The 17,083-nt window shown below is 33.0% G+C and carries 12 protein-coding genes; all 12 read right to left on the bottom strand.

Annotated features, from left to right (window positions below; all coding sequences use genetic code 11):
- Nucleotides 1-87: 87 nt before the first annotated feature.
- The 12 genes from miaA to FYJ71_RS03695 all read right to left on the bottom strand — a co-directional run bounded on the left by miaA (nucleotide 88) and on the right by FYJ71_RS03695 (nucleotide 17,065).
- Nucleotides 88-1,020 carry a tRNA (adenosine(37)-N6)-dimethylallyltransferase MiaA gene (miaA, locus tag FYJ71_RS03750; protein WP_154537444.1) on the bottom strand — a complete coding sequence of 311 codons (933 nt, stop codon included), beginning with the start codon at nucleotides 1,018-1,020 and terminating at the stop codon, nucleotides 88-90.
- 67 nt (nucleotides 1,021-1,087) lie between these two features.
- The gene (gene mutL / locus FYJ71_RS03745; RefSeq protein ID WP_154537443.1) at nucleotides 1,088-3,055 is read right to left on the bottom strand and encodes a DNA mismatch repair endonuclease MutL; all 1,968 of its coding nucleotides are present in this window, start codon (nucleotides 3,053-3,055) and stop codon (nucleotides 1,088-1,090) included.
- A 31-nt stretch (nucleotides 3,056-3,086) separates the two neighbouring features.
- Nucleotides 3,087-5,744: a DNA mismatch repair protein MutS gene (gene mutS, locus FYJ71_RS03740; protein ID WP_154537442.1), complete on the bottom strand. Its 2,658-nt coding sequence runs from the start codon at nucleotides 5,742-5,744 to the stop codon at nucleotides 3,087-3,089.
- Between the two features lie 234 nt (nucleotides 5,745-5,978).
- Nucleotides 5,979-8,180 carry a YSIRK-type signal peptide-containing protein gene (locus FYJ71_RS03735; protein ID WP_154537441.1) on the bottom strand — a complete coding sequence of 734 codons (2,202 nt, stop codon included), beginning with the start codon at nucleotides 8,178-8,180 and terminating at the stop codon, nucleotides 5,979-5,981.
- 516 nt (nucleotides 8,181-8,696) lie between these two features.
- The gene (locus tag FYJ71_RS03730) at nucleotides 8,697-9,512 is read right to left on the bottom strand and encodes an ABC transporter ATP-binding protein (RefSeq protein ID WP_154537440.1); all 816 of its coding nucleotides are present in this window, start codon (nucleotides 9,510-9,512) and stop codon (nucleotides 8,697-8,699) included.
- The gene (locus tag FYJ71_RS03725; protein ID WP_154537439.1) at nucleotides 9,490-10,503 is read right to left on the bottom strand and encodes an ABC transporter substrate-binding protein; all 1,014 of its coding nucleotides are present in this window, start codon (nucleotides 10,501-10,503) and stop codon (nucleotides 9,490-9,492) included. The genes FYJ71_RS03730 and FYJ71_RS03725 overlap by 23 nt, the downstream gene beginning before the upstream one ends.
- Nucleotides 10,504-10,671: 168 nt before the next feature.
- Complete coding sequence (locus FYJ71_RS03720; RefSeq protein ID WP_154537438.1) at nucleotides 10,672-11,445, bottom strand: ABC transporter permease; 774 nt, start codon at nucleotides 11,443-11,445, stop codon at nucleotides 10,672-10,674.
- Nucleotides 11,420-11,710, bottom strand: coding sequence for an MTH1187 family thiamine-binding protein (locus FYJ71_RS03715; protein ID WP_154537437.1), 291 nt, complete (start codon nucleotides 11,708-11,710; stop codon nucleotides 11,420-11,422). The genes FYJ71_RS03720 and FYJ71_RS03715 overlap by 26 nt, the downstream gene beginning before the upstream one ends.
- Before the next feature lie 404 nt (nucleotides 11,711-12,114).
- Nucleotides 12,115-12,816, bottom strand: a complete 702-nt coding sequence (locus FYJ71_RS03710; RefSeq protein ID WP_235899049.1) for an NUDIX hydrolase — start codon at nucleotides 12,814-12,816, stop codon at nucleotides 12,115-12,117.
- A gap of 95 nt (nucleotides 12,817-12,911) precedes the next feature.
- Nucleotides 12,912-13,487, bottom strand: coding sequence for a recombinase family protein (locus FYJ71_RS03705; RefSeq protein WP_321055937.1), 576 nt, complete (start codon nucleotides 13,485-13,487; stop codon nucleotides 12,912-12,914).
- A 415-nt stretch (nucleotides 13,488-13,902) separates the two neighbouring features.
- Nucleotides 13,903-15,522 (bottom strand): ABC-F family ATP-binding cassette domain-containing protein, encoded by a 1,620-nt coding sequence (locus FYJ71_RS03700; protein WP_154537435.1) that lies wholly within the window; start codon nucleotides 15,520-15,522, stop codon nucleotides 13,903-13,905.
- A 169-nt stretch (nucleotides 15,523-15,691) separates the two neighbouring features.
- On the bottom strand, nucleotides 15,692-17,065 hold the full coding sequence (locus FYJ71_RS03695) for an NCS2 family permease (RefSeq protein WP_154537434.1): 1,374 nt from the start codon (nucleotides 17,063-17,065) through the stop codon (nucleotides 15,692-15,694).
- Between the last annotated feature and the right edge of the window lie 18 nt (nucleotides 17,066-17,083).

Genomic DNA, 17,083 nt, shown 5'->3' with positions numbered 1-17,083 from the left:
TAAAAAAATCACAAAAAATCTTTACAGTTTTACAAATTTATCAATCGATTTAATCAGTAAATCTATAATACATATTTATCAAATAGTTTATTTTGAAAAATGCACATATTTGTCAATTATCTTAATCTGATCTTCAACTTCGCTGCATTTGTCCATATCCAACCACAGTGCATCATCATATTTTTTAAACCATGTTATCTGTCTTTTTGCGTAATTTCTTGATTTCTGTTTTATCAGATTTTTGGCAGATTCCATATCTGTTAATCCATCAAATACATCAAGTATTTCCTTGTATCCAATTCCCTTCATGGATACCAAATCTTTGGAATATCCCATATTATGTAATCGCTCTACTTCCTCAACCAACCCAGCCTCAAACATAAGGTCAACCCTCATATTTATCCTATTGTACAAAACGTTCCTATCTCTGTTTAACACCACGACTTTTACATCAAAGTCATCATTAGGTTTCAAGTCGTTTGAAAAATCTCCAAAATCTCCGCCCAATTTAAACACCTCGATAGCTCTAATCACACGCTTTGTATTATTTGGATGTATTCGTGATGCCACATCAGGAGAATATGATTTTAATATATCGTGCAAATATTCAATTCCATTTTTGTTTAAAATATCCCTCAGTTCATCTCTAATAGATTCATCTGAAAAAGTATTTCCAAAATCCATATCATAAATAAGGGAATTCAGATAAAGTCCAGTACCACCAGTTACTATCGGTAGCTTTCCCCTACTATGAATTTCTCTTATTTTTTCAGTAGCCAAAGCTTTAAACTCCGAAACTGAAAAATCCACATCTGGCTCAATAATATCGATCATATGGTGTGGAATATTCTCCATTTCTTCAGTAGTTACCTTTGCACTTCCTATATCCATATATTTGTAAATTTGCATTGAATCTGCTGAAATAATCTCTGCATCATACTTTTTTGCCAATTCAATCGATAGCTTTGTCTTTCCAACAGCAGTTGGACCAGTTAATATCAATATTGGTATTTTATTCATACTACTATACCTCTATACCTCTTTTTTTCATACAATAAATCTTTTAATATAATTCTATAATATTTTTCTATGCATTTTTTCTTTTAAACATCTTTTCTATTTCATATTTTGTTATTTTCGTCATTATAGGTCTACCATGAGGACAAGTATATGGATTTTCGCATTTTTCTAGCTGCGATACCAATTCTCTCGCTTCATTGTAGCTTATTTTGTCATTTGCCTTTATTGCAGATTTACAAGCTATTTCAGCAATATCATCATATTTTGAGTCGTAAGGATTCTCTATTTTTTCGATATTGTCAATTATCTCAAAAATAAATTTTTCGCTCTCAGGAATGCCAAAGGTATTTGGTACTCCCAAAATTCTAATATTTCTCAGACCATACTCCTCAACAATAAAGCCAAACTTTTGAAAACTATCTATATTTGTTCTGACTATGTCTATGTCATTTACTGATAATTCCATAATTATTGGGTCAATCAGCAATTGAGTATTGACGCTACTTTCCCTAAAACTTTTCATATACATTTCAAATCTAACTCTTTCATGAGCAGCGTGCTGATCCATCAGTATCATTTCACTTCCACGTTGAAAAATTATATAAGTATCAAAAATTATACCTATAATATTCAAGTTTCTGAAATCACTTAGTCTGCAATCTTCTTCATCATCGAAAAAAGATTTATTCCCTACATTGCAATCAAGCTTATCATCAATTTTTCTATTTATATCATAGCCAGTTGGAGATTCTGCTTTATCATCTTTATAACTTTCTTTATCGTCTACTTTATAACTCGCTTTATCATCAATTTTATAACTTATACTATCGCCTACTTTATAACTCGCTTTATCATCAATTTTATAACTTATACTGTCGTCTACTTTATAATCTACTTCATCATTCAGTTTATTTTCTAGTTTATCGTTCAAAGCACTTTTTGTCGTAGCGAAACTAGAATTATTTTCGTATGTGAACGAATTAAAATGCCTCATACTACTATCTTCATCATAAAGTTTTTTACTCGGTGTATATCTTCCAATCAAGCTTTTTTTCATCAACATACCACGAACATAATCGCCTATTTCATTTAATATAGCTGCTTCTTCATCAAACTTTACCTCAAGCTTGCTCGGATGAATATTGACATCTATTTTTGATGGATCAATTTCAAAGTTTAAAAAATATACCGGATATTTGTTAATAGGAATAATCGCTTTATATGATTCATTAATTATATTCATAAGGTTGGAGCTTTTTATATATCTTCCGTTTATATAAATATACTCAAAATTTCTATTCGATCTGTACACATTGTTGTTGGCTATATATCCCGAAACAGAAAAATATGGTGATTTATACGATATTTCTATTAGGTTATCAACGATATCTCTTCCTTGAATAACTCTTATCGCATTGATGGTGCTTCCGTCACCAGTTGTTTCAAATATTGTTTTTTTGTTGTTGATATACTTAAACCTAATACTCGGATTTCCGATTGCCAGCTTGTTTATTAAATCAGTAATAGCCATTGTTTCGGCTTGATTCGATTTTAGAAACTTTCTCCTCGCTGGTGTATTGTAAAATAGCGAGCTGACTATTAGCTGAGTTCCAGTATTTCCAGAGGTTGGATTTTTTGAAATGATATTACCACCATTTATGATTATTTCAGTTGCTGTCAGCTCATCAGCAGTCTTTGTTATCATCTTTACCTTTGAAACAGCAGCGATTGATGCAAGTGCTTCACCTCTAAACCCCAACGAATTTAAGGTATTTAGGTCTTCAACCCTCTCTATTTTACTCGTTGCATGTCTCATAAAAGCCTTGTTCACATCATCATGAGGAATACCTCTACCATTGTCCACAATCTTTATCAGGTCTTTTCCACCATTTTCTATTTCAATAGTAATATATGAGGAAGAGGCATCTATTGAGTTTTCAACTAATTCTTTGACAATCGAAGCAGGTCTTTCAATAACCTCTCCAGCTGCAATCTTGTTTATTGTAGAATCATCTAGTATATTTATTCTGGACATAATACCTCCTCATTAAATAAATTTTGTTCTTTTAAAAAGATTTTGCTTTTTTTTGAAGCTCATAAAGCTTGTTTACCATATCAATCGGTGTCGAATTCATCAAGTCGAAGCTAATAATATCGTCGATAAACTCCTTATATTTATTATTCAACTCTTGTGTAATGCTATCTTCTTGTATTGTATTATTTTGTAGTTCAATATTGTCTACTTGTTTAATATTATTCTCACTACTCGTCATATCAGAAGATTTTTCAATGCTATTCGAATTGTACATATGGTTTTTTTCCAACTCAAGCAGAATATTTCCAGCACGATCTATTACCTCATCTGGAAGCTTTGCGAGCTTTGCAACATAAATTCCATAACTCCTATCTGCAGCAGAAGGAATAATCTTTCTCAGGAAAATAACATCATCTCCATCTTCTTTTACCTGTATAGAATAGTTTTTTATGTTTTCATACTTGTTTTCAAGTTCAGTCAATTCATGATAATGAGTTGCAAAAAGGGTCTTTGCCTTGATATTGTCATGTATGTATTCGACTATTGACCATGCAAGGGATATTCCGTCATATGTGCTAGTACCCCTACCGATTTCATCCAATATTATCAAGCTGTCCTTTGTTGCATTCGATAAAATCAAGCTAACCTCATTCATTTCAACCATAAATGTCGACTGCCCTTGTGCCAAATCATCACTCGCACCTACTCTTGTAAATATTCTGTCCATTATAGGTATCTCTGCAAGCCTTGCTGGTACGAATGTACCAATATGTGCCATCAGACAAATAAGTGCTGTCTGACGCATATATGTAGATTTACCTGACATATTTGGACCTGTTATAATATTTATCGAATTTTCATTGTCTATATTCGTGTTGTTAGTAATAAAATTCTCAGTTCCAATAATCTGTTCAATAACAGGGTGTCTACCGTCTTCGATTGACAACCTTCCGACTTTGTTCATCATCGGCTTTACATAATCATATTTCCCAGCGACAATTGAGTGCGATAAATATACATCAAGCTCGGCGATGACGTTTGCGACATCTTGTATTCTTTTAATATTCTTGTAAATGCTATCACGAACAGATACGAAAATCTCGTACTCCAGATTTTTTATTTTATCCTCAGCGTTTACAATCTTGTCCTCTATTTCCTTTAACTCAGACGTAATAAACCTCTCAGCATTTACCAAAGTCTGCTTTCTTATGTATCTATCATCTAGCTTTGCCTGAGTCAATGCTACTTTGGTAATCTCAATATAGTATCCGAAAACCTTGTTGTAGCCTACTTTTAACGTCTTTGCACCAGTTAATTCCTTCTCTTTTTTCTCTATTTCCTGTACCAAATACGCTCCATTTGACGAAATCTCTCTCAATTCAGCCAACTCACTAGAATACTCTGACTTAATGATATTTCCATCCTTGATGTTGTTTGACGGCTCTTCTAATATGGAGCGTTCAATCAATTCCCATATATCAATTAATGGATCAAGCTTTGAAATTTTTTGCTTTAATCTATTAGAATCAGATAAATTGATTATTTCAATTACCTTTGGTATGACTTCTATACTGTTTTTTAAGTATACCAAATCCTTTGGTGTAACTCTCTCATAAGCAATCTTTGAGCATATCCTCTCCAAATCATATATCTTTGAAAAATATGACTTCAAATCAGTTCTCAATACAAAATTGTTGAATAATTCATCGACTATCGAAAGCCTATCTTCAATTATCCTAATATTCGTCAATGGCTGTTCAATGTGTTTTTTTAGCATCCTCGCCCCCATTGGAGTTGAAGTGAAATCCAACACCTTTAACAAAGAGCCTACTTTATTTCTACCTCTAATCGTTTCAGTCAATTCTAGATTTACCCTTGTGAACAAATCCAGCTTCATAAAATCACTATTTCTCTGTATATTGACGGAATTAATATTTGAGGTTTCTATCATCTGCGTTATTTTGATATAGTTTAAAACCATTGATATTGATTTAGTCAATATTTCATCATCTTTTATATTGTTTGTAGCTAGATATTCATCATCAAATCTTTCAAGCAAAATACCTTCATCCATCAAGGCATCATCAACGACATCATTCAGATAAATCCTTGCCAGCTTGGAAATCATTTCAAGATCTGAGATGATAGCTTGGCTATTTGAAATTATCTCTTTTGGACATATTTTTGATACCTCGTCCTTCAGATTAATTTTCGATATTTTAGATGCATTTAACTCACCTGTCTTGATATCGTAATATGCGACACCTATATCATCAGATTCATTGGAATATATAGACATCAAATAGCTATTTGACGATTCTCCCTCATCTGTTTCAAGTAGTGTACCAGGAGTAACGATTTTGATGACTTCTCTTCTGACCAATCCATTGGCAGTTGCCGGATCTTCAACTTGCTCGGCGATTGCGACCTTGTACCCATCCTCAACCATTTTTGCAATATATGAATCCACAGAATGGAATGGAACACCACACATTGGGGCTCTCTCTTCCAAGCCACAGGATTTTCCTGTCAATGCAATATTCAGCACCTTTGACGCAAGCAACGCATCATCAAAAAACATTTCGTAAAAATCTCCCAATCTATAGAAAAGTATACAATCTGAGTATTCTTCCTTTGTTTCAAGATATTTTTTCATCATTGGTGATAGTTTTTGTTTATCTATTTTCATAAGCACCTCCCAAATACACTCTAACACTTTATTATATCATGAAGATATGTAATATACCATACAAAGAGAGAGTATAAATTGATTAACTTTGTAATGTTATGCTTTCAAAATCATATTACGATTAGTTTTAAATATTATATTTTCAAAGAAGTAAAACTGCCACACTCATCATATGATGAATGTGACAGTTTCTTGAATTTATACTTTTTTAGAAAAAATATAATGTATCAAATTTTAGTTTTCTTCTTTACGCTTTGAAGTTCCTGCAACTCCTATAGCACCAGCTAATGCAACTGCTCCAATAGCTGCAAAGTTATTTGTATCTTCATTACCCATCTGAGGTAATTTGTCAACATTTGTTTTATTCTTTTTAACTACTTTTCTGTAGTTTTCTCTTCCACCATTATTTCCTGGAGTTCTATTGCCATTTCCATTGTTATTGGCGTTTTCATTGTTGTTTCCGTTTCCATTGTTGTTTCCATTTCCGTTGTTGTTTCCGTTTCCGTTGTTGTTTCCGTTTCCGTTGTTGTTTCCGTTTCCGTTGTTGTTTCCGTTTCCGTTATTGTTTCCGTTTCCGTTTCCGTTGTTTGGATCTGAAGTTCCTGGAATACCGCTACCTGGAACATCAGGTTTTGGTGATGGCTGTTTTTCAGCATAATAGTATACTGCTTCTTCTGATGCTGGTAAATACGAATTTATCAATTGAATAAATTGACCTCCAATCTGAACTCTATCATTACCAGTAAGGCGATTCCCCTTAAAATCGATTGGATTACCATCTTGATCTACTAACTCAAATTGTCGAATAAGCCAGTCTTTATCAGTTTGTTGATTATCGAAAAATTTAAGACTGGCACTTATAGTATTCGTAGGAGGTTGCTGGGTTTCACCCTCAATCGGAAGTTGCTTCCAAAGTCTTTTTGACTCATATGACCACGATTCTTCTCCAGTTAAAAAGTCTGGTCCACTACTAACCTTATTTGGTGCAACATCATTCGATATAAACATAAGTAAATATGGTGCATTTAAACCTTTGATTTCTTTTACTTTTTCATCATTTGAAAGTGTTGTATTGTTAATAATATCAATTATTTCATTCAATTTTAAGTCATCTGCTGTTAAATTGTCTTTTTTGTAGTAATTTTCTACATCTGTATGGTCTGGATTTAAAACGAAAGTCATAAATTTTGATGTTCCATCAGATTTTGTTATAAGCTGAACTTTTGCTAAACTCTTTGTTGGCAATGTTCTTATAGTAAATGAATCCTTTACATATGATGGAGAAAGAATACCCTCATTAACAGCGGGAGACTCTATCAAAACATATTTATCAAAATCAGCAGCACCTGGAATTGTATAGTTATCACCACTCATCCCACCACTTTGTGTATATGATGCTAACTCTTTTTCTTTTACTGTATCAGTTCCCTTCAATACATATTTTGTGACTTGATCTAATGCCTTCACTGGAATAATTGATGAAAAGTCATTAGATACAACCCCCACTCTCTCTGGTGTAACAGTGGAATATACTGTTCTGCCTAATGCACTACCTCCAACACCAGCTAAAACCTCTAAATTTCTAATAGTTGATGTTTTTCCATCCTTACCTGTAAAATTGTGTTGTCTATTTTTCATCTCATATTTAAAACTCTTGTTAGCGTCAATAGTTGATCCAGCGACAAGATTTTTTATTGTATCAAACTGGACGCTTGTTGGACTTGTTGAAGGCAACAATTCTTTTTCTTCTAATACTTTATTGTTGTCATTTTTATCTACAAGTTCTGCCAGTACTTTTCCACTATCTGTTACAACATCTGTTGAAAATCTGATGTACCAATCCTTATCAAAACGATGATTGAAAGAGCCTGTAGTTTTGTCAGTCTTATCGGCTGGTTCTTGATTTCCGGATAAACTAAGTATCAAGAAGGTTCTAAAATCTGCTTTTTCTGTCAACTTGTATCCATCTGGTGCTTTTTCTTCATTTCGTGTTATAGTTGCGTCTTTTTCTGCCGCATCTTTGTTAAGAACTGGTTCATTTTCAGTCCATTTTCCATCCGTCTTAACGTTAATTGCAGTAGCTGCTGGTTTTGCTTCAGTAGTGGCAGCCTCTGGTGCTGCAACTACTTCTGGTTTTGCCTCAGTAGTACTAGCCTCTGGTGCTGCAGTTGCTTCTGGTTTTGCTTCAGCAGTACTAGTCTCTGGTGCTGCTACACTTGCCTCTGGCTCTGCTGCAGTAGCTGCACTCTCTTCTGGTGCCTTTTCTACAATTGCAGCTGGTGCTTCTGTATTTGCTACCTCATCGGCACTTGCTACCTGGTTTCCTGCTATAAAAGCAAAGGACAACCCTAATAATACACTTACAACACCTACATTACACTTACGTATTGAAAAGCGTTGTTTACTTTCAGATGTTTTAAATCTGTTATTTCTCATATTTTTCACTCCTTTTCACTAACTTTTACTTTATGAAAAATTTTTTTGCCATATTAATATTTATAAATACTAAATCGTATTAAATATATTTATCAATTAACTTATTATAGTACTAAATCACTTTTTTTTCAAGTCATTTTTCAATTTTTTTAACTTATTTTATTTTTTTATAAATATGTCACATCTATTCGTTGAATAGGTGAAAAATTTCTGTACTTCATTAGATATAAATAATATCTATTAGCAAACACTCATAAGTATATTTCCTAGAATATACTTATTCAAACATTTTTTTATTTTTTTATATTTTTTTTACATAAAGTGAAATCATCAAAATATTTTTTAAAAAAGTTTTTTTCGATTAGACCAAGAAATAAATTAATAAAATAAGTTTTTTGTATAAAAAAACAAACTATTTGCATACGATTTTCGGTTTCTACATTATAGTTTGTTTTTTCTAGATTATTTCATATTTATTTTTCTTTATTTGAATTTTTTGAGTTTTTTTAGCTTTTGCTAATTTCTATTATCTTTGATTGTCTTCATTACTTCCTTCTTTACTGTAGACAGTTCCAAAATATCTCTACTCTTGTCATATCTACTCAAATCTATTTCTTCCAGTACTACTGTTGGCTTGTTTGATAGCACATATATTCTATCTGACATCGCTATTGCCTCATCAATATCGTGTGTTATCAGCATAACTGTCGGTTTTAGTTTTTTTCTTATCTCCAAAAACCACTCTATCAGGCTCATTTTCGTTATCGAATCCAATGCTCCGAACGGTTCATCCAAAAGCATAATATCGTTTGAGTGAACAAATGTCCTCATAAAGTTCGCTCTCTGCTTCATTCCACCTGATAATTCATTTGGATACCGATTTTCATAGCCCTCTAGTCCAAATATCTCGAAATACCCAGAGACCTCTTTATGTGCCTTCTTTTTTTTGACACCTTTGACAGTCAATGGTAGACATACATTGTCTATAATGGTTTTGTATGGTAATAACAGATTCTTTTGATACATATAGCTTATTTCGCCATATACATCGCAAATTCCAGAGTCTTGCTTTACCAAATCAGCAATTATATTGAATATCGTACTTTTTCCACATCCACTCGGACCTATCAGAGATACTATTTCTCCTTTTTCTACATATATATTGACGTCCTTCAATGCAAATTCGCCATCAAAATGTTTTGATATAGCCTTAAGGTTTAGCTTTATTTCTTTTGCTTCCTTTTTTTCTATTGGGACTGTATCATTTTTTTTTCCTATTAGGTCTATATTCTCTTTACTTGAGATTTTTTTATTTTTTTGGAAGGAATTCATTTGTAAATGCCTCTTCTACATTTAAGTCTTTTTTTATCAAACCGTTCGATTTCATAAATTTGGCATAATTTTCCCAAACCGATGACTTCATTTCTCCCCATTTTGGTGCATCTGATTGATATTCTTTTGATAGGTATTCTTGGCTTGCAATTACCAGATTTTTGTCTAACTCTGGAACAGCCTTAATCAATACTTCAGCAGATTCTTTCGGATTGCTGATGGCGAAATCATACCCCTTTGCTGTGGCTTCCATAAATTTCTTTACAAGCTCTGGATTTTCCTTTATTGTCTTGTTGTTTGTTATCAGTATAGGTGTGTAATAGTCCAATGAAGTATCAATATCTTTTATTGGTATATAGTTTATCTTTTCCTTAAGTAGCTGTGCCTGTATACCATCCCATCCGTAGAACACCCACGCAAAATCAATATTTTTCTTTGTCGCTGTAAAGAAGTCATCCTGACCGATATCTACTCTATTTAACTTGGAAAAATCTGCACCGTTTTTTTCCATCGCCAATTTTATTATTGCTTCCTCTGATGGTGATCCCCATCCGCCATATGTCTTTCCTTCAAAATCCTTTGGTGTTTTTATGTTCTTTGATTCAGGCGACGCAAATCCAGATGTATTGTGCTGGATAATTGTAGCTATTGCCTTTACAGGAAGTGGGTCTTTCTCCTTAGTCAAGGCATATGTAACGTCTTCTTGATAGCTGACGCCAAAATCTGCCTTTTCTGTTGCAACCAAGGTCGCCGAATCTCCCTCTGATGGTTGAACAATTTCAAGGTCAATTCCAAGTTCCTTGTAGAAACCCTTTTCTTTTGCCACATATATGCCAGTGTGATTTGTGTTTGGTGTGTAGTCCAACATCAAGGTTACCTTTTGAAGCTTGTCGGAGCTTGTAGTTTCACTGTTTTTCTGTGAGCAGCCTACCAATACAGAAGTAGCCAGTGCTAGAGTAAGGGAAATTGATGCAATTTTTTTTATCTTCATATTATCCTCCAATTTATTTTTGTTCTTTTTATTTATACTTTTGTATAGTTTTTATTTATATTTGTTCTAATTATTTTTTATTCCATCTATATCATTATTTTATTATTTATTTATAATGCTTTTTTATTGATATTCATTCACTATTTTTTTGCAATTTTTGCATTTTTATCAATGCTTATGATTATCTCTAACCACAATATCTCTCAAAATATTGATAACACCTACAAATATCAAACTAAACAGAACGACTAGAATAGTACAGGCAAATACCTTGTCAAGTGCGTATGAGCTTTTGGCTCTAACCATATATACTCCCAATCCAGAAGTACCTCCAAGCCATTCTGCAACTGTTGCAGCAATAAATGCATATGTGCTGGATATTTTCAGACCTGTAAAGAGATCTCCCAACGCCATCGGAAATTTCAAGTGGATGAACGTTTTCAATCTACTTGATTTCATCAGCCTGAACATATTGAGAAAGTCTGGATCAACTTTGTCTATTCCATCTGCAAAATTGACAAGAATCGGGAAAAAACAGGTCAAAACAACTAATAGAACCTTGGATTTTATTCCGAACCCAAACCAAATAACAAGCAATGGAGCAATTGTTATAGTGGGAATCATCTGTGTAACGTACATCAATGGGTATAGACATTTTTTTATTATTGTTACAAAATCCATTAGAGTTCCGATAAATAACGCCAGCAAAACTGAAATCATCAATCCTAGTAGAGTTTCAATCAGTGTCACCTTGCTATGCACCAACAATACCCGCCAATCCTCTTTAAATTCAATCAATATATCACTTGGGCTTGGAATTAAATATGATGGTATTTTGAGCATATTTATCGTCAGCTCCCAAACCAATATCAAAATCAACAGGGTCACCAATGGATAAATTCCATTTTTTATTTTTTTATCTATGGTTTTTAAGCTTTTCATCTATAGTAATTCCACCTTGTTTTTGATCTATTCTAAAAATAGTAATCACTCTCTCACAATTTAATTCAAATGGAAGTGAATGGACTCTTTTTGCCAATTCAAATACTGAATCCAAGTCACCCTCTACAGTCGTGGAATTTGCACTGATTTCGTATTTCATTCCACTTTCTTTGATAAGCTCTATACACCTATCTACTACTTTGTACATTTCCTCCTCAGAACCATATGGTCTAAGAGGCATAACGGCAATGTCAGCAATTACCATAAAATCATCTCCTTTTCATTAGTTTTTATTATGCTTATTCACTTTTTATCATGCTTATCTTTATTATACTCATTCACGTTTTATACCGATTCACATTTATCTTCCAGCTTTGTTTTTTGGTAATAAAAAAATCCCACAGCGTGGGATAAACATTTCCTACACTGGCATTATCCAATGTGTCTAAGGGTCGAAATAATTCCTCTCAGCAAAAAGCTCCCCTGTATATATTTTGTTTGTATAATTAGATTATATCACAATAAAATTTTCTGTAAAGAACTATCTAAAAAGAACTATCTAAAAAGAACTATTTAAAAATAACCATCAATGAATAACAATCTATGAATAGCCATCTATAAATAATCATCTAAATGCAACCAACTATGAATAATCATTATAAAAAACAGCTATAAATTGATTTTACTCACAAAATCTCTTATGATATATGCTGTTATCCCCCAGATTATTTCATTTTCGTATTTATAGAAAATAACCTCATTATCTACTTTAAAATCGAAATAGTCTTTTGGTATTCTCATTTCCTCAAATGGAAAATCGTCAGCTGGTTCAAAGCTCACCTTATTCATAATAACAGTCGGCTGTTCTGTCTTGAAAAATGATATTGGAACTGGAAGCAATCGCTCCACTTCATCATTTGATATTCCTAAATCTATGTCCTTCACTCTTCCTAAAAATGTGTAAATAATCCCCTTGTTTGGAGCTATATATTGATTTAGTCTTGAAATGATATCAATGCTATCCTCGCCACACATCAACTCCTCGCAAAACTCTCTAACTGCTGTATCGATTGGTCTTTCATGTGCTTCCATCTTTCCTCCAGGAAAAGATATTTCACCTGGCTGATGCTTTAGCTTATTGCCTCTAACCTCTAAAAGAATATTATCTACTCCATCGATATTTATTACCGGAATGACAACTGACGACAGCATTATCCTTTGAGAAGAAATAATATCCGGACAATGATTTGAGAATATGGCTTCCAAATCTATGTTTTTGTATCGTTCTATGTGCTTCTCAATGTTTTCATGATGATCAATATTTTTGTGACAGTCTATATTTTCATTAAAATCTATAGTTAAATTCTCCAACTCTTTACCTCATTTCTTATATATTTCTTATATTACAAAAAAAGAGCCTAATCAAAAGCTCTTTTCATTTTGCATATCCTATCTAACCATAACTATTATTTTGATAATTCCTTTTTCGCTCTAATCAGTGTACTTTTTGAAATACCTGTCTGTTCTTCTACCTTTTTGTATGAGTATAATTCCAACATTTTCAAAGCTTCTTCTATCTGACTTTGAGTATATTTCTTTGGTCTTCCTTCTTTGAACCCCTCAGTTTTCTTTGCTTTGTTCTTACCTGATTGTATTCTTTCAACAAGTAGTGCCTTTTCAAATTCGTTTATGGATAATATTGTCGAATATAGTAGCTTTCCCATTATAGAGTCATCTAATAATCCGATATCTAAAATATGGATTTTTGCACCTCTGTCAATAACTGACTGGATAATTTCACAGGCATCGCTAAGCGATCTGGCAAATCTATCCATCTTTGTAACAACAATAGTATCCCCAACCATTAATTTATTCATTATCAAATCGAAGTCTGGCTTTACATTCATATCCAGCGACGCTTCTTTTACAATAATACAACCAAAATACCGTTCAGTAATCGATTTTTCTTGTTCATCTAAATATCCATTTTCAACTTGCTTTGAAGTTGTTGCTCTACAGTAGCCATAAATCAAAAGACACACCTCCTATCATCTCATAAAAAAGTAGCAAAACTATTATCTATAAAAAAGAATAGCACCTATTCACGTTTCTAATTTTTTATACAAACATTATATCACACTAACTATTAAAAAAACAATAACTAATATTCAAAAATAAGAAAATATTTTTGGACATTATAATTGATAAGACAATTTTGTAAAAAAATGGTATCAATACCCTATTTAGAGATTGATACCATATTCAAAAATTTTATTTAAAATTAAGCTGAAATTTTCTCTGAAAAAAGGCAATATTTTTCAATTACTTTTGATATAACTTTTGGCTATGCTCTATTAATAAGACTCAAAAACCGTACTATAACTTATACCAATAAATATTCGCAATGATTTTCTTGAATTTTGTTAATAATATTGTCAGTTTTCATTTTTTTATTTCTTATGATTGAACTATTTTCTTCAATAGTTCTTGTATTTCATCACTTTCGATAAATTCTTCAAAGTCCATTTTTCTATCGACAATTCCGTTTTCTCCAATGAATATTATTCTATTTGCTATAGAGGAAATAAATTGATGGTCATGTGAGCTAAATAGTAAAACTCCTTTGAAATCTTCTAATGCCTTGTTTACGGATGTTATTGATTCTAGATCAAGGTGGTTTGTCGGATCATCCAATATTAGAACATTGGAATTTGACAACATCAGCTTGGACAACATACATCTGACCTTTTCTCCACCTGACAGTACATTTGCTTCCTTCAACGCTTGATCGCCACTAAAAAGCATTCTTCCCAAAAATCCTCTGATATAACTCTCGCTCTTTTCCTCAGAGAATTGTCTTAGCCAATCAACCAAAGATAATTCGCATCCGTCAAAATATTCATTGTGATTTTTTGGCATATAGTCATTTGATGTAGTAACGCCCCATTTGAAGCTACCTTCAAAGTTTTCATCTTTTCCTGATAGTATATCGAAAAGTGCTGTTGTTGCGATATCATCTCCCAAAAATACTACCTTATCATCGTTATCAAGTCTAAAGCTAATATCATTTAATACCTTTACTCCGTCTATTTCCTTTGTTATATTGTGTAATTCCAATACCTCGTTTCCGATTTCTCTCTCGGGCTTAAAAGCGACGTATGGGTATTTTCTTCTAGATGGCTGTATTTCTTCAATGTTAAGTTTTTCAAGCTGTTTTTTTCTAGATGTAGCCTGTTTTGCCTTTGATGCATTAGAGCTAAATCTAGCAATAAATTCCTTTAGCTGAGCGATTTTTTCTTCTGCTTTTTTGTTTTGATCCTTCATAAGCTGTAGTGCAAGCTGACTTGATTCATACCAGAAATCGTAGTTACCAGTGTAAAGCTTTATCTTACCAAAGTCGACATCGACGATATGTGTACAAATTGTGTTTAGAAAATGTCTGTCATGCGATACAACGATCACTATGGTCTCGTCTAAGTTTATTATAAATTCATTTAACCATTTTATCGAAGCATAATCCAAATGGTTTGTAGGCTCGTCTAGCAGCAATATTTCAGGTTTTCCGAACAAAGCCTGTGCAAGTAATACTTTAACCTTTTCTCCACCTGATATTTCATTCATCAAAGAATAATGTAGATCCTTTTCTATTCCCAATCCCATAAGTATTTTTTCAGCATTTGTCTCTGCATCCCAGCCGTCTAATTCTGCAAATTCGCCCTCAAGCTCTGCCGCCTTGATACCATCTTCATCGCTAAAGTCTTCTTTCATATATAGGGCATCTTTTTCCTTCATTATTTTCCACAGTCTTTCATGCCCCATTATTACTGTATCTATTACTGGAACTTGATCGTATTCAAAATGGTCCTGCTTTAGTACGGACATTCTCTCTTTATCAGTTATTGAAACGCTACCTGTATTTGGCTCAATCTCACCAGACAATATTTTCAAAAATGTACTTTTTCCAGCTCCATTTGCTCCTATTATCCCGTAGCAGTTTCCTTTTGTAAATTTGATATTTACGTCTTTATATAGTTCCTTATCTCCAAATCTTAATCCAACATCTGTTACTTGTAACATTAATTCCTTCCTTTCACTATTACTTCATAAAAAAAGGACCATTGAATTGATTATTAAACATTAATAATAATTCAATCAATAGTCCATAATGTACTATACTACTATATTAACCAAAATAGAGCAATATTTCAATATATATTATTATTTTCTTATAAAAATGCCTGTTTTCCTATAAAAATGCTAGCTTTATGAAGAATAAAATAGCCAACACGACCATTACAGGTGAAATTTTTTCCTTTTCCTGTTTTGATGCAAATAAATTGTACAATAGGTTAATCAATACATATGACATTATACCAATTGTCAAACCATCACCTATACTATAAGTAAGAGCCATTCCCACTACTGTAATAAACGCTGGTAATCCTTCTGTAACATTGTGTATATCAATATTGTGTATAGAACTCAACATCAAATATCCTACATAAATCAGTGCAGGTGCTGTTGCACAGGCTGGAATTGCTATAAATATTGGTGAGAAGAACATCGCCAAAAGGAATAGAACTCCTACTGTGATAGCTGTATAACCTGTTCTACCACCTTCCATAACACCTGTTGATGATTCTACATAAGTAGTTACAGTTGAAACACCAAGAGTAGCACCTATAGTTGTTGCAAATGCATCTGCAAGCAATGCTCTTCCGACATTTGGCACATTTCCATTTTCATCAAGCATATTTGCTTTTGATGCAACACCTACAAGAGTACCAACTGTATCGAAGAAGTCGACGAAAAGCAACGTTGCAACTACAACGAAGAAGTTACCTACATCTTTTGGATGTGCTAAAAATCCAAAATCTACCTTTCCAGCGACTGGCTTGATGGATTCGTATTTAAAAATTCCATTAGGTAAGTAAATTCCAAGCTCAGTAGCCTGCTTTGGATCAATCATTGCAAATCCCCATGCAAGTATTGACGATACAGCTATACCAGCCAAAATAGATCCCTTTAGTCCTTTTTTATCAAATACTGCTATTACTATAAGTCCGATAAACGCAAAGATTACAGTTGGTGTTATATGATTCATACTTACCAATGTCGCTTCATTGGCAGTTATCAATCCACAACCCTTTAGTCCGATAAATGCTATAAATATACCAATACCTGCTGTAACAGCGTGCTTCATATTTATAGGGATTGAGTTGACAACAGCCTCTCTAACCTTGAAAAGAGTTAGTAAAATAAATATAATACCTTCAACGAATACAGCTGTAAGAGCAACCTCCCAAGGAACTCCACCTTTTAATACAACAGTGTAAGCAAAGAATGCGTTAAGCCCCATACCTGATGCCAATGCAAAAGGTAGATTTGCCATAAAGCCCATTATAAAGCAACCAATTGCAGCTGCCAAGCAAGTTGCAGTTACCAATGCTCCAGCATCCATCCCTGCAGCAGAAAGCGTATTTGGGTTAACAGCTATGATATAAGCCATTGTCAAGAAAGTTGTCACACCAGCAACCATTTCTTTTCTTAAGTTGGTATCTTTTTCGGCTAATAAAGGAAATAGCTTTTTAATACCGCTTAATTCTTGATTTGAATTCATTTAAAACCTCCGTAAAAA

This window comes from Peptostreptococcus porci (assembly GCF_009695815.1).
In the GTDB taxonomy this organism is placed as follows: Bacteria; Bacillota; Clostridia; order Peptostreptococcales; family Peptostreptococcaceae; genus Peptostreptococcus; species Peptostreptococcus porci.
This window is presented reverse-complemented; position numbering and strand designations above follow the sequence as displayed.